Source organism: Pseudomonas sp. LBUM1647, assembly GCF_059716175.1.
Genome location: NZ_CP166809.1, coordinates 108,531 through 121,606, shown reverse-complemented (window position 1 = coordinate 121,606; position 13,076 = coordinate 108,531). Strand labels below are relative to the sequence as shown.

The 13,076-nt window shown below is 56.0% G+C and carries 11 protein-coding genes, 2 tRNA genes and 1 rRNA gene; 9 read left to right on the top strand and 5 right to left on the bottom strand.

The features are described 5' to 3' along the window. Positions 1-241: 241 nt before the first annotated feature. From ACA059_RS00600 to ACA059_RS00580, 5 genes are all read right to left on the bottom strand, one after another. Positions 242-317: transfer RNA gene (locus tag ACA059_RS00600), tRNA-Ala, on the bottom strand. 27 nt (positions 318-344) lie between these two features. Further along, positions 345-421: transfer RNA gene (locus ACA059_RS00595), tRNA-Ile, on the bottom strand. Between the two features lie 82 nt (positions 422-503). After that, positions 504-2,042 (bottom strand): 16S ribosomal RNA (locus tag ACA059_RS00590). 643 nt (positions 2,043-2,685) lie between these two features. Next, a complete protein-coding gene (locus ACA059_RS00585) occupies positions 2,686-3,906 on the bottom strand; it encodes a CaiB/BaiF CoA transferase family protein (protein WP_123369329.1) in 1,221 nt (406 codons plus the stop codon). A gap of 13 nt (positions 3,907-3,919) precedes the next feature. Continuing rightward, entirely contained in the window at positions 3,920-5,101 is a 1,182-nt protein-coding gene (locus tag ACA059_RS00580) for an acyl-CoA dehydrogenase (protein WP_123369330.1), read from the bottom strand. A gap of 157 nt (positions 5,102-5,258) precedes the next feature. Here ACA059_RS00580 and ACA059_RS00575 point away from each other — a divergent pair, with 157 nt between their 5' ends. From ACA059_RS00575 to ACA059_RS00535, 9 genes are all read left to right on the top strand, one after another. After that, positions 5,259-6,158, top strand: a complete 900-nt coding sequence (locus ACA059_RS00575) for a LysR family transcriptional regulator (protein ID WP_201184411.1) — start codon at positions 5,259-5,261, stop codon at positions 6,156-6,158. A gap of 435 nt (positions 6,159-6,593) precedes the next feature. Continuing rightward, on the top strand, positions 6,594-7,715 hold the full coding sequence (locus ACA059_RS00570; protein WP_497632303.1) for a Re/Si-specific NAD(P)(+) transhydrogenase subunit alpha: 1,122 nt from the start codon (positions 6,594-6,596) through the stop codon (positions 7,713-7,715). Between the two features lie 15 nt (positions 7,716-7,730). Then, the gene (locus ACA059_RS00565) at positions 7,731-8,054 is read left to right on the top strand and encodes an NAD(P) transhydrogenase subunit alpha part 2 (RefSeq protein WP_003187010.1); all 324 of its coding nucleotides are present in this window, start codon (positions 7,731-7,733) and stop codon (positions 8,052-8,054) included. After that, positions 8,054-9,490, top strand: coding sequence for an NAD(P)(+) transhydrogenase (Re/Si-specific) subunit beta (locus ACA059_RS00560; protein WP_497632302.1), 1,437 nt, complete (start codon positions 8,054-8,056; stop codon positions 9,488-9,490). The genes ACA059_RS00565 and ACA059_RS00560 overlap by 1 nt, the downstream gene beginning before the upstream one ends. A gap of 180 nt (positions 9,491-9,670) precedes the next feature. Then, on the top strand, positions 9,671-11,164 hold the full coding sequence (gene scpC / locus ACA059_RS00555) for a succinyl-CoA:acetate CoA-transferase ScpC (protein ID WP_497632300.1): 1,494 nt from the start codon (positions 9,671-9,673) through the stop codon (positions 11,162-11,164). A 319-nt stretch (positions 11,165-11,483) separates the two neighbouring features. Then, entirely contained in the window at positions 11,484-11,699 is a 216-nt protein-coding gene (locus tag ACA059_RS00550; protein WP_008154465.1) for a DUF1127 domain-containing protein, read from the top strand. 258 nt (positions 11,700-11,957) lie between these two features. Next, a complete protein-coding gene (locus ACA059_RS00545; protein WP_497632299.1) occupies positions 11,958-12,167 on the top strand; it encodes a DUF1127 domain-containing protein in 210 nt (69 codons plus the stop codon). A 145-nt stretch (positions 12,168-12,312) separates the two neighbouring features. Further along, positions 12,313-12,630, top strand: a complete 318-nt coding sequence (locus tag ACA059_RS00540) for a DUF2388 domain-containing protein (RefSeq protein WP_008044656.1) — start codon at positions 12,313-12,315, stop codon at positions 12,628-12,630. A 107-nt stretch (positions 12,631-12,737) separates the two neighbouring features. Continuing rightward, positions 12,738-13,055 carry a DUF2388 domain-containing protein gene (locus tag ACA059_RS00535; RefSeq protein WP_497632298.1) on the top strand — a complete coding sequence of 106 codons (318 nt, stop codon included), beginning with the start codon at positions 12,738-12,740 and terminating at the stop codon, positions 13,053-13,055. Positions 13,056-13,076 lie beyond the last annotated feature (21 nt).

Here is a 13,076-nt window from a genome sequence, read left to right as displayed (position 1 = left end):
CCAAGCAATCTGGTTATACTGTGAAGACGACATTCGCCGAAAATTCGATGCTTGCTCATAAAGAGCAACTCACAAATTTTACCTTAGCCTGATCCGTCACCAGTGAAAGTAACGTTCAGTCTATCTTTCTATCACATACCCAAATTTTTAAAGAACGATCTAGCCAAAGACTAGAAATCAACATTCACCATCACCAGGATGGAATGCTCATTTCTAAGCTTTCAACAACAGAAGCAGTTAGTGGTGGAGCCAAACGGGATCGAACCGTTGACCTCCTGCGTGCAAGGCAGGCGCTCTCCCAGCTGAGCTATGGCCCCGTATTTCTACAGGTTCCCACACAAAATTGGTGGGTCTGGGCAGATTCGAACTGCCGACCTCACCCTTATCAGGGGTGCGCTCTAACCAACTGAGCTACAGACCCAATTTCGGGCTGCTTCTTATCGTCTTCTTCAATGAATCAAGCAATTCGTGTGGGAGCTTATGGAGCAGCTGATGTCGTCGATTAAGGAGGTGATCCAGCCGCAGGTTCCCCTACGGCTACCTTGTTACGACTTCACCCCAGTCATGAATCACACCGTGGTAACCGTCCTCCCGAAGGTTAGACTAGCTACTTCTGGTGCAACCCACTCCCATGGTGTGACGGGCGGTGTGTACAAGGCCCGGGAACGTATTCACCGCGACATTCTGATTCGCGATTACTAGCGATTCCGACTTCACGCAGTCGAGTTGCAGACTGCGATCCGGACTACGATCGGTTTTCTGGGATTAGCTCCACCTCGCGGCTTGGCAACCCTCTGTACCGACCATTGTAGCACGTGTGTAGCCCAGGCCGTAAGGGCCATGATGACTTGACGTCATCCCCACCTTCCTCCGGTTTGTCACCGGCAGTCTCCTTAGAGTGCCCACCATTACGTGCTGGTAACTAAGGACAAGGGTTGCGCTCGTTACGGGACTTAACCCAACATCTCACGACACGAGCTGACGACAGCCATGCAGCACCTGTCTCAATGTTCCCGAAGGCACCAATCCATCTCTGGAAAGTTCATTGGATGTCAAGGCCTGGTAAGGTTCTTCGCGTTGCTTCGAATTAAACCACATGCTCCACCGCTTGTGCGGGCCCCCGTCAATTCATTTGAGTTTTAACCTTGCGGCCGTACTCCCCAGGCGGTCAACTTAATGCGTTAGCTGCGCCACTAAGAGCTCAAGGCTCCCAACGGCTAGTTGACATCGTTTACGGCGTGGACTACCAGGGTATCTAATCCTGTTTGCTCCCCACGCTTTCGCACCTCAGTGTCAGTATCAGTCCAGGTGGTCGCCTTCGCCACTGGTGTTCCTTCCTATATCTACGCATTTCACCGCTACACAGGAAATTCCACCACCCTCTACCATACTCTAGCTTGTCAGTTTTGAATGCAGTTCCCAGGTTGAGCCCGGGGATTTCACATCCAACTTAACAAACCACCTACGCGCGCTTTACGCCCAGTAATTCCGATTAACGCTTGCACCCTCTGTATTACCGCGGCTGCTGGCACAGAGTTAGCCGGTGCTTATTCTGTCGGTAACGTCAAAACACTTACGTATTAGGTAAATGCCCTTCCTCCCAACTTAAAGTGCTTTACAATCCGAAGACCTTCTTCACACACGCGGCATGGCTGGATCAGGCTTTCGCCCATTGTCCAATATTCCCCACTGCTGCCTCCCGTAGGAGTCTGGACCGTGTCTCAGTTCCAGTGTGACTGATCATCCTCTCAGACCAGTTACGGATCGTCGCCTTGGTGAGCCATTACCTCACCAACTAGCTAATCCGACCTAGGCTCATCTGATAGCGCAAGGCCCGAAGGTCCCCTGCTTTCTCCCGTAGGACGTATGCGGTATTAGCGTCCGTTTCCGAGCGTTATCCCCCACTACCAGGCAGATTCCTAGGCATTACTCACCCGTCCGCCGCTCGCCACCAGGTACAAGTACCCGTGCTGCCGCTCGACTTGCATGTGTTAGGCCTGCCGCCAGCGTTCAATCTGAGCCATGATCAAACTCTTCAGTTCAAACATCTTTGGGTTTTTAAGAAACCCTAAACTTGGCTCAGCAATCGTTGGTTACATCTTTGATTTCTCGCGGAGTAACTTGTGATGCTGATAATCTTGTTGACTATCAGTCTGACTCCACAAGCACCCACACGAATTGCTTGATTCAGTTGTTAAAGAGCGGTTGGTTAAGATCTTTCGTCTCAACCGAGGCGCGCATTCTACAGCAGCCTCTGTTGCTGTCAAGCGGTTATTTTTCGAAGTTTTCAAAGTTTCCTTTGCAACTTCAACCACTTGCGCTTCCGATCTCTCGTTAGCGGGAGGCGAATTCTACAGCGTTACTCGCTGCTGTCAACACCTCTTTTACACCGCTTTCGACCGAGAAGATCGAATCGTTAAAAGAGCCAAACAACCCCGCTCTTTCAACTCCTTCTGGGCTTCGATGACCTGAAGCAACTCGCTGTCGAAAACTGCGTAACTCATTGTTTACCAAGGAGTTTTCCGTTTCGACTGCGCCGGAAGTGGGGCGAATTATAGACTTCCAGAATCTGCCGTCAACCCTTAATTGCGCTTTTCTATCAAACACTTGCAGAACGCCGGAAAACAGCCCGCTTCCTCTCTATATAGGAGAGTAAAACCACTCCCCCCTATATAGAAGAAATCCTCAGAGCACCCCGGCTTCTTTGAATGCCGCCACAGCACCAGCATCCAGACCCAACACCCGCTGCAGAACCTCCAGCGTATGCTCCCCTAATAGAGGAGGCGCATTGCGATACTCCACAGGCGTTTCGGACAGACGAATCGGACTCGCCACTTGCGGCACCATCCCGGCCAGCACATGGGGCAGCTCGATCGCCAACCCGCGCGCCTTAACCTGAGGATCCGCAAACATCTGAGCCAAATCATTGATCGGCCCGCACGGCACACCTGCTTGCTCCAACTGCAGCACCCACTCAGCAGTCGTCTTGAACACAGTCGCCTGGCGAATAAGCGGAATCAACACCGCACGATTTGCCACCCGCAACTTGTTGGTCGCAAAGCGTGGATCATCTGCCCACTGCGGCTGACCAGCCACTTCAGCAAACTTGCGAAACTGCCCGTCATTACCCACGGTGAGGATGAAGTCTCCATCCGCCGTAGGAAAGTCCTGATAAGGCACGATATTCGGATGAGCATTACCCAGGCGCTTCGGAGCATTGCCCGTAGTCAGGTAATTCATTGCCTGGTTAGCCAGACAAGCCACCTGAACATCCAGCAGCGCCATATCAATATGCTGACCGCCGCCGTCATGATCCCGATGCGCAAGCGCTGCAAGGATCGCCACGGTCGAATAGAGACCGGTCAAAATGTCCGTCAGCGCCACGCCGACTTTCACCGGCCCGGCACCCTCATCTCCTTCGGGTCGCCCCGTCAGACTCATCAGACCGCCCAGTCCCTGGATCATGAAGTCATAACCCGCGCGCTTGGCGTAAGGGCCTGTCTGGCCAAACCCGGTAATCGAGCAATAGATCAGATTCGGATTGATCGCCTTTAGAGACTCATAGTCCAAACCATATGCCGCCAGCCCACCGACCTTGAAGTTCTCGATCAGGATGTCCGACTTCGCCGCCAGATCGCGCACCAGCTTCTGCCCTTCAGGCCGAGTGAAGTCGATGGTGACCGATTGCTTGTTGCGATTGGCCGACAAGTAATAGGCGGCCTCGCTAGTGTTCTCGCCATAAGCGTCTTTAAGGAAGGGAGGCCCCCAGGCGCGCGTGTCATCGCCATTACCCGGGCGCTCGACCTTGATCACTTCGGCGCCAAGGTCAGCAAGGATCTGCCCGGCCCACGGCCCGGCCAGAACCCGCGATAAATCCAGTACCCGTAGATGCGAAAGCGCGCCCATGGCCGTTCTCCTATTAATAGAACGCCTGGATGCCAGTCTGAGCACGACCGAGGATCAGTGCGTGGACGTCATGCGTACCTTCATAGGTATTCACCACTTCCAGGTTGACCAAGTGGCGAGCAACACCGAACTCATCGGAAATTCCGTTACCACCCAGCATGTCGCGCGCCATGCGAGCAATGTCCAAGGACTTGCCGCAGGAGTTGCGCTTCATCATCGAAGTGATCTCGACCGCTGCAGTACCTTCATCTTTCATACGACCCAGACGCAGGCAACCTTGCAGCGCCAGGGTGATTTCAGTCTGCATGTCGGCCAGCTTCTTCTGGATCAGCTGAGTAGCAGCCAACGGGCGTCCGAACTGCTGACGATCCAGCGTGTACTGGCGAGCGGTGTGCCAGCAAAACTCGGCCGCGCCCAGCGCCCCCCAGGAAATGCCGTAACGTGCCGAGTTGAGGCAAGTAAAAGGGCCTTTCAAGCCACGGACATCCGGGAAGATGTTCTCTTCAGGGACAAACACGTTGTCCATGACGATCTCGCCGGTGATGGATGCGCGCAGGCCAACCTTGCCGTGAATCGCAGGAGCACTCAGGCCTTTCCAGCCTTTCTCCAGAACGAAGCCGCGGATGTCGCCAGCGTCGTCCTTGCCCCAGACCACGAACACATCAGCGATCGGGCTGTTGGTGATCCACATCTTGTTGCCGGTCAGGCTGTAGCCGCCTTCCACTTTGCGCGCACGAGTAATCATCGCGCCCGGGTCGGAACCGTGGTTAGGTTCAGTCAGACCGAAGCAACCAATCCATTCGCCTGAAGCCAGTTTCGGCAGGTACTTCTGCTTTTGGGCTTCGGTACCGAATTCATTGATCGGCACCATGACCAGCGAGGACTGCACGCTCATCATCGAGCGGTAGCCGGAGTCGACGCGCTCGACTTCACGGGCTATCAGGCCGTAGCTGACGTAGTTCAAGCCGCTACCACCATACTGCTCAGGGATCGTTGCGCCCAACAGACCTATTTCGCCCATCTCGCGAAAGATTGCCGGGTCGGTCTTTTCATGGCGGAAAGCTTCGAGAACACGCGGCGCGAGCTTCTGCTGAGCGAATTGCTCAGCGGTGTCGCGGATCATGCGTTCCTCTTCGGTGAGCTGTTGATCCAGCAGCAGGGGATCGATCCAGTTGAAGCTAGCTTTACCGCCCATGAGTGTGTCCTCTCGAATCGGGTCAAATAACGTGGGCTGATCCTAGGCCGGGTTCGGCGTTACGGCAAACGAGGATTTTGCATACTGTTGTGCTAATTTCTCACTCCGAAACATCGCAAAGTAGCTTTTATGCAATGTATTAGTGAGGTTGACGTACATGCGCAGGAAAATCCCCAGCACAACTGCCCTGATCAGCTTTGAAGCTGCGGCTCGCCACGAAAGTTTTACCAAGGCGGCTCAGGAGCTTTCGCTCACTCAAGGCGCCATTTGCCGACAGATCGCCAGCCTTGAGGAGTTCCTCAGCGTAGAACTGTTCCGTCGCTCGCGACGCGGGGTCAAGCTAACGGAGGCCGGTCTTTCCTACAGCCGCCGGGTGGCCACCCAACTCGATGCCGTTGAACGGGACACCTTGTCAGTGATGGGCCAGCAAGGTGCCAACGTGATCGAGCTGGCGGTGGTTCCAACCTTCGGCACTCAATGGCTGTTGCCACGGCTCAAGGATTTCCAGCAAAAACACCCGGAAGTGACGGTCAACCTCACCAACCGAACGCGCCCCTTCCTGTTTGCCGACACCGACTTCGATGCCGCGATCTATTTTGGCGACGCGGACTGGTCAGGTACCGAATCCCACAGGCTGATGGGTGAAAATCCGATGCCGGTGTGCAGCCCCAATCTCATGGGGAAAAAGACAACCCTGTCTCCCGGCGACATCGCCGAATTGCCCCTGTTGCAGCAGACCACTCGCCCTTATGCCTGGCGCCAGTGGTTCAATTCTCAAAACCTAAATATCCCGCGAGACATGACAGGGCCGCGCTACGAGCTATTCTCCATGCTTGCCCAAGCGGCCATGCACGATATGGGAATAGCGTTGATTCCACCGTTCCTGATTCAACGTGAACTGGCCGAGAAACGCCTGGTCATTGCCAACGCCCAGGCGTTATCAAGCATCAAGGCGTATTACTTGATGATTCCCGAGCGAAAGGTCGAATCGGCCTCTTTAAGGGCATTTCGTGATTGGCTGGTCAATCAGGCACAGAGCTACAGCCTAGAAGGATAAAGGCCTTGCGCTATTAGCTGACCCCGTAGTCAGCAAAATCAAAGCACTACAGATATAAGTATTTGTCGCATATTCGAAGACTGTACCGACAAGCAGTACAAACGTCCCACAAGAGCCTGAAAACGTGGCCTTGAGCCTCTATTGCGGAGCAATAACGACTCATTCACCTGACCGATGCGTAAATTCTTCAATTTTTACAAGAATCCTTACAAGGCACGGCCTGCAAGGGATTGAACCGGTCAGTTGCGACATTCGGTCACGGGGTGACTTGTAGTTAATTTTCCGTCACCCGTCATAAACCCTTGAAGGGCACTAAGTTCGCCTGCAAAATGCCGCGCCCCGCCCTGATTTGGCGGGATCGTGCTGATCGGCCGCCCCAGCCGCACCATCCGAAGTGCCTGGGTTTACTCAATAAGATCACGCAGGAGATTTGACGTGCACATTGGTGTTCCTCTCGAAACCCAGACGGGTGAAACACGGGTTGCTGCAACCCCGGAAACCATCAAGAAGCTGATCGGCCAGGGTCATAAGGTCACTGTTCAAAGCGGCGCCGGTATTAACGCCAGCGTTGTCGACAGTGCCTATGAAGCGGCAGGCGCGATTATTGGCAGCGCCAACGATGCGTTTGGTGCCGAGCTGATTCTCAAGGTGGTCGCCCCCAGCGACAGCGAACTGCCGCTGATAAAAAGCGGCACCGTTGTGGTGGGCATGCTCAATCCGTTCAGCAATGAAATCATTGCCAAGCTGGCTGAGTGCGGCATTACCGCTTTCGCACTGGAAGCCGCGCCGCGCACCTCCCGCGCTCAGAGCCTGGATGTGCTGTCCTCTCAAGCCAACATCGCCGGCTATAAAGCCGTGTTGCTGGCCGCTCACCACTATCCTCGCTTCATGCCGATGCTGATGACTGCTGCGGGTACCGTGAAAGCGGCTCGCGTGCTGATTCTCGGCGCTGGCGTGGCTGGTTTGCAGGCGATCGCTACGGCGAAACGTCTGGGTGCAGTGATCGAAGCGTCTGACGTACGTCCTGCGGTAAAAGAGCAGATCGAGTCCCTCGGCGCCAAGTTCGTCGACGTACCTTACGAAACCGATGAAGAGCGCGAATGCGCCGTTGGTGTCGGCGGTTACGCGCGACCAATGCCCACCAGCTGGATGCAACGTCAGGCCCTGGCCGTGCACGAACGCGCCAAACAGGCCGACATTGTCATCACCACCGCACTGATCCCGGGCCGCAAGGCGCCGACGCTGTTGAGCGCGGAAACCGTAGCGCAGATGAAGCCGGGCTCGGTGGTCATCGACCTCGCGGCAGCCCAGGGCGGTAACTGCCCGCTGACTGTGGCTGATCAGGTTGTGATCGAGAATGGCGTGACCATTTGCGGTCCGACCAATCTGGCCGGCGCAGTCGCGGCAGACGCTTCGGCACTGTACGCACGCAACCTGCTGGACTTCCTGAAGCTGGTCTTCAACAAAGAAGGCCAGTTCGAGATCAACCTCGAAGACGACATCGTCGCCGCGTGCCTGATGTGCCGCGACGGCCAAGTCATCCGCAAAAACGCCTAAGCAGGGATTCAGACGATGGAAGAGCTTATCTCCCCCGGTATCTACAACCTGATCATCTTCGTGCTGGCGATTTATGTCGGTTATCACGTGGTCTGGAACGTTACACCTGCACTGCACACGCCTTTGATGGCGGTAACCAACGCGATCTCGGCGATCGTGATCGTCGGCGCCATGCTGGCCGCGGCGTTGACCGTCACACCTCTGGGCAAAACCATGGGCACCCTGGCGGTAGCTCTGGCAGCGGTGAACGTATTTGGTGGCTTCCTGGTTACCCGCAGGATGCTTGAGATGTTCAAGAAAAAAGCCCCAAAAGCAGTAAAAGAAGAGGCGCCTAAGTAATGAGCATGAATCTTGTAACGACGCTCTACTTGATCGCGTCGATCTGTTTCATCCAGGCCCTCAAAGGCCTCTCACACCCGACGACCTCCCGACGCGGCAATGTGTACGGCATGCTCGGCATGGCATTGGCGATCCTCACCACCGTGGGCCTCGTCTATAAGCTGGGCGCCGAGTTGGCCACCGCTGGCATCGGTTACGTCATCGTAGGTCTGTTGGTCGGCGGTACCGCCGGGTCGATCATGGCCAAGCGCGTTGAAATGACCAAAATGCCGGAACTGGTCGCCTTCATGCACAGCATGATCGGTATGGCCGCGGTGTTCATTGCCATCGCTGCTGTCGTTGAACCGCAATCGCTGGGTATCGTCAAGCAACTGGGTGACTCCATTCCTGCCGGTAACCGCATGGAGCTGTTCCTCGGTGCGGCCATCGGTGCAATCACCTTCTCCGGTTCGGTGATCGCGTTCGGCAAGCTGTCGGGCAAGTACAAGTTCCGCCTGTTCCAGGGCGCACCCGTGCAGTTCGGCGGCCAGCACAAACTGAACCTGCTGCTGGGTCTGGCGACACTGGCTCTGGGCATCACCTTCATGCTGACCGGCAACCTCAGCGCCTTCGCGCTGATGCTGGCCATGGCCTTCGTGCTGGGCGTGCTGATCATCATCCCGATCGGCGGCGCAGACATGCCGGTAGTGGTGTCGATGCTCAACAGCTACTCGGGCTGGGCAGCGGCGGGTATCGGCTTCTCGCTGAACAACTCGATGCTGATCATCGCAGGTTCGCTGGTGGGTTCGTCCGGTGCGATCCTCTCGTACATCATGTGCAAGGCGATGAACCGTTCGTTCTTCAACGTGTTGCTCGGCGGGTTCGGCAACACGGCGGATGCGGCCGGCCCTGCTGGCTCGAAAGAAGCCCGTCCAGTGAAATCCGGTTCGGCTGACGACGCGACCTTCCTGCTGACCAACGCCGACACCGTCATCATCGTTCCGGGCTACGGCCTGGCGGTGGCACGCGCCCAGCACTCACTGATGGAACTGGCGGAGAAGCTGACCCATCGCGGCGTGACCGTGAAGTTTGCGATCCACCCGGTGGCGGGTCGGATGCCAGGGCACATGAACGTCCTGTTGGCCGAGGCCGAAGTGCCTTACGAGCAGGTATTCGAGATGGATGACATCAACTCCGAGTTCGGTCAGACCGACGTGGTGCTGGTGCTCGGCGCCAACGATGTGGTCAACCCGGCCGCGAAGAACGATCCAAAATCGCCGATTGCCGGTATGCCGATTCTCGAGGCCTATAAAGCCAAGACCGTGATCGTCAACAAGCGCTCGATGGCCAGCGGCTATGCCGGTCTGGACAACGAGCTGTTCTACCTCGACAAAACCATGATGGTCTTCGGCGACGCCAAGAAAGTCATCGAAGACATGGTCAAAGCCGTCGAGTAAAACCTGCTCCAGCGCAATACCCAAAACCTCAGCCTTTAGTAGGCTGGGGTTTTTTATTGCCTGCCAAAACCCGACCAAAGGCTCTAAATCAGGGCTCTGCATTCGACCATGGTAGCGGGAGGAATTTTTTTGAAATCACTAGACTGCACACCTTGCTTTCGTTGCCCGAGATAACAATCCATGTACCGTGATCGTACTCGCTTGCCTTCGTTGTTGGATAAAGTGATGAGCGCCGCTGACGCTGCCGCTCTGATTCAGGACGGCATGACCGTCGGCATGAGTGGCTTCACCCGCGCCGGCGAAGCCAAAGCCGTGCCCCACGCACTGGCCGAACGCGCCAAAATCACCCCGCTGAAAATCACCCTGATGACCGGCGCGAGCCTGGGCAACGACCTCGATAAACAGCTCACCGAAGCCGGCGTATTGTCACGACGCATGCCGTTCCAGGTCGACAGCACCCTGCGCAAGGCCATTAATGCCGGCGAAGTGATGTTCATTGACCAGCACCTCTCGGAAACCGTGGAGCAACTGCGCAACCAGCAGCTAAAACTGCCGGACATCGCGGTGATTGAGGCCGTGGCCATCACCGAGCAGGGCCATATCGTGCCGACCACTTCGGTGGGTAACTCGGCCAGCTTCGCGATTTTCGCCAAACAGGTGATCGTCGAGATCAACCTGGCGCACAACCCGAATCTCGAAGGTCTGCACGACATCTATATCCCGACCTATCGGCCGACCCGCACGCCGATCCCGCTGGTAAAGGTCGACGATCGCATTGGCAGCACAGCCATCCCGATTCCGCCAGAAAAGATCGTCGCAATCGTGATCACCAATCAGTCTGACTCGCCGTCCACCGTACTGCCGCCGGACGTTGATACCCAGGCCATTGCCGACCACCTGATCGACTTCTTCAAACAGGAAGTGGCTGCCGGGCGCATGACCAACAAGCTCGGCCCGCTGCAAGCCGGGATTGGCAACATCGCCAACTCGGTCATGTGCGGGCTGATCGACTCGCCGTTCGAAGACCTGACGATGTACTCCGAAGTGCTTCAGGACTCGACCTTCGACCTGATCGACGCCGGCAAGCTGAGCTTTGCTTCAGGCAGTTCAATCACCTTGTCGAGCCGTCGCAATACCGATGTTTTCGGCAACCTTGAGCGCTACAAGGACAAACTGGTCCTGCGCCCGCAAGAAATTTCCAACCACCCGGAAGTGGTGCGCCGACTCGGCATCATCGGCATCAATACGGCGCTTGAGTTCGACTTGTACGGCAACGTCAACTCCACCCACATCTGCGGCACGCGGATGATGAACGGCATCGGCGGCTCGGGCGACTTTGCGCGCAACGCGCATTTGGCGATCTTCGTGACCAAGTCGATCGCCAAGGGCGGCGCGATCTCCAGCGTGGTGCCGATGGTCAGCCACGTTGATCACACTGAGCATGACGTCGACATCCTCGTCACCGAGATCGGTCTGGCGGACTTGCGTGGCTTGGCACCGCGAGAGCGCGCTCGAGTCATTATCGATAACTGCGTGCACCCGGACTATCGCCAAGCCCTGGATAACTACTTCACAGCCGCGTGTGCACTCGGCGGACATACGCCGCATATCCTGCGCGATGCCCTGAGCTGGCACATAAACCTGGAAGAAACCGGGCGCATGCTGGCGGTGTAATTGGTACAGATAGCAGCTGACGCAAACACAGTTTCGTCAGCTCGCTGTTGCCAGACAAAATTCCGAACAAAACTGTACTGCTGTACCGGTCTTTTCCTACCGTAATTACCTACCTTTCCGAGTCAATTAACCAAAAATGCACAATATTAGTGCAGACAAGTACAGTTGCCTCAATTTCGACCAGTACACCACCTTTTAACAGTTAACTGGTCCCTCACAATACAGGTGAACTGTATCTAGAGAGACTGGCCAAACGAGAGGATCATTGGCATCAGTTAAACCACTACCTAATCCCGCCATAAGCGGAAGGATGTCAACCATGGAACGTACACTCAGTTCCGAGCTGTTTTTCGAAGACAACGCTGTAAAAACCCAGGCTTCGACGCCTCTTCGCGTTCTCGCCAACCTGATGCTGTGGCAGCGCCGCATCTCCAGCCGCCATCAACTGGCTCGTCTGGATTCGCGTCTGCTGGCTGACGCAGGGATTAGCGAAGCACAACGCTACGAAGAGCTGAGCAAGCCGTTCTGGCGCTAAGTTAGCGTCGCTGGCTCTGACCCACCGGGTCCACCGCCAGCACTCCAAATTGAAAAAACAAAGCCCGTCGTGGGAAACCACGACGGGCTTTGTCGTTTTGGACCCTCTACATGGGTCATACAGTAGAGACCCCGCTTAATAGGTACAGTTTTACTATTTCAACAACTGAACCAGTACAATTTCAGTGCAGTGTGTCTGTTGTGGAGAAGAGGACGGGATCACCATGAAATCCCGAACTGCCCGCAAAAGGACCGCGCCATGAATCACTTACTGGATGTTTCCGTTTCCACGTCTCAATCAACGCCTCGCTACCACTGGGTTCGTAGATTGCTGAGGGGCCTCGCCAATAGCCTGGAAAGGGCTCGAACCCGGCGTTTGTTGGGTCAACTCAATGACCGGCAGCTCTCAGACTTGAACATCAGCCTCGCGGATCGTCTCAACGAGCTGGATAAACCGTTCTGGCGCTAGCTTCCTGCTTGAACAGACGGGACTGTTCGAACCGACACTCATAGGCCTAATATCCAGATGAAACGTGGCGAACGCTGCATGATTGGCGTCTGACTCAACAGACACTGCGCCACCTCTCAATCAGTTTCCCCAAAGGAGTTTCACCATGTCCCGTCTTCGTCTGCTCAGCGCTGCAGCCCTGCTTGCCGTGGCCGCCAATTCCCACGCCACCAGCTTTATCGTGACCACCGATGCCGTCGTCGGCGCGCTCAAGGCCACGTCCGATGCGACCTCCGATGTCACTTCTTCCTTTCGCGATGACAAAATCGTACGCGCCGCCCGTGACGACGCCGCCAGCTTCGTGGCCAGCGAAGGCGCCATTCGTGGCGTGAAACTGGAAAGCGCACTCGACCATATTCGCCACCAGGCACCTCAGCTGAACGCGACTGACGCACAACTGGCGCAAGCCATACTGACTATCTAAGCGTCACCACTGACGTGGGACACGCCAGCCGTGTCCCAATGTTTCGGCGCTGGCTCTAGACCGGGCGTTGCGCTAGCCTTGCGACTCGCCTTCAGCTATCGAGTCCCATGCGTTTTCCTTCAAATCTGTTGATCTCTCCGCTTTTCGTGGCAGCCTGCTGGGTGGGCTCGGTCCATGCCTATGACGCCTTCAATCTGTCTACACAAGGCATCGTGGCTACCGGCTACGCCACAAGCATGGTGACCTCCGCCCCCTTCGACCGTAAGCTGCTAGTCGCGGCACAAGATGACGCTGCAGCGTTCATCGCCAGTGACGGCCACCTGCGAGGAGCACAACTGGAGTCCGCCCTGATTTATCTGCGCCGGACCCAGCCAAAACTTCATGCCAGTGACCTTGAACTGGCGCAGGCAATTCTCGTCCAATAGTTATCCTTGTTCTTGCGGAGT

What these genes read in the sequence shown, in the direction of transcription:
- ACA059_RS00560 (WP_497632302.1), top strand. Translation starts at nt 8,054, where the DNA reads ATGAGCATGAATCTTGTAACGACGCTCTACTTGATCGCGTCGATCTGT.
- ACA059_RS00540 (WP_008044656.1), top strand. Translation starts at nt 12,313, where the DNA reads ATGTCCCGTCTTCGTCTGCTCAGCGCTGCAGCCCTGCTTGCCGTGGCC.
- ACA059_RS00575 (WP_201184411.1), top strand. Translation starts at nt 5,259, where the DNA reads ATGCGCAGGAAAATCCCCAGCACAACTGCCCTGATCAGCTTTGAAGCT.
- ACA059_RS00565 (WP_003187010.1), top strand. Translation starts at nt 7,731, where the DNA reads ATGGAAGAGCTTATCTCCCCCGGTATCTACAACCTGATCATCTTCGTG.
- ACA059_RS00535 (WP_497632298.1), top strand. Translation starts at nt 12,738, where the DNA reads ATGCGTTTTCCTTCAAATCTGTTGATCTCTCCGCTTTTCGTGGCAGCC.
- ACA059_RS00550 (WP_008154465.1), top strand. Translation starts at nt 11,484, where the DNA reads ATGGAACGTACACTCAGTTCCGAGCTGTTTTTCGAAGACAACGCTGTA.
- ACA059_RS00545 (WP_497632299.1), top strand. Translation starts at nt 11,958, where the DNA reads ATGAATCACTTACTGGATGTTTCCGTTTCCACGTCTCAATCAACGCCT.
- scpC (WP_497632300.1), top strand. Translation starts at nt 9,671, where the DNA reads ATGTACCGTGATCGTACTCGCTTGCCTTCGTTGTTGGATAAAGTGATG.
- ACA059_RS00580 (WP_123369330.1), bottom strand. Translation starts at nt 5,101, where the DNA reads ATGGGCGGTAAAGCTAGCTTCAACTGGATCGATCCCCTGCTGCTGGAT.
- ACA059_RS00585 (WP_123369329.1), bottom strand. Translation starts at nt 3,906, where the DNA reads ATGGGCGCGCTTTCGCATCTACGGGTACTGGATTTATCGCGGGTTCTG.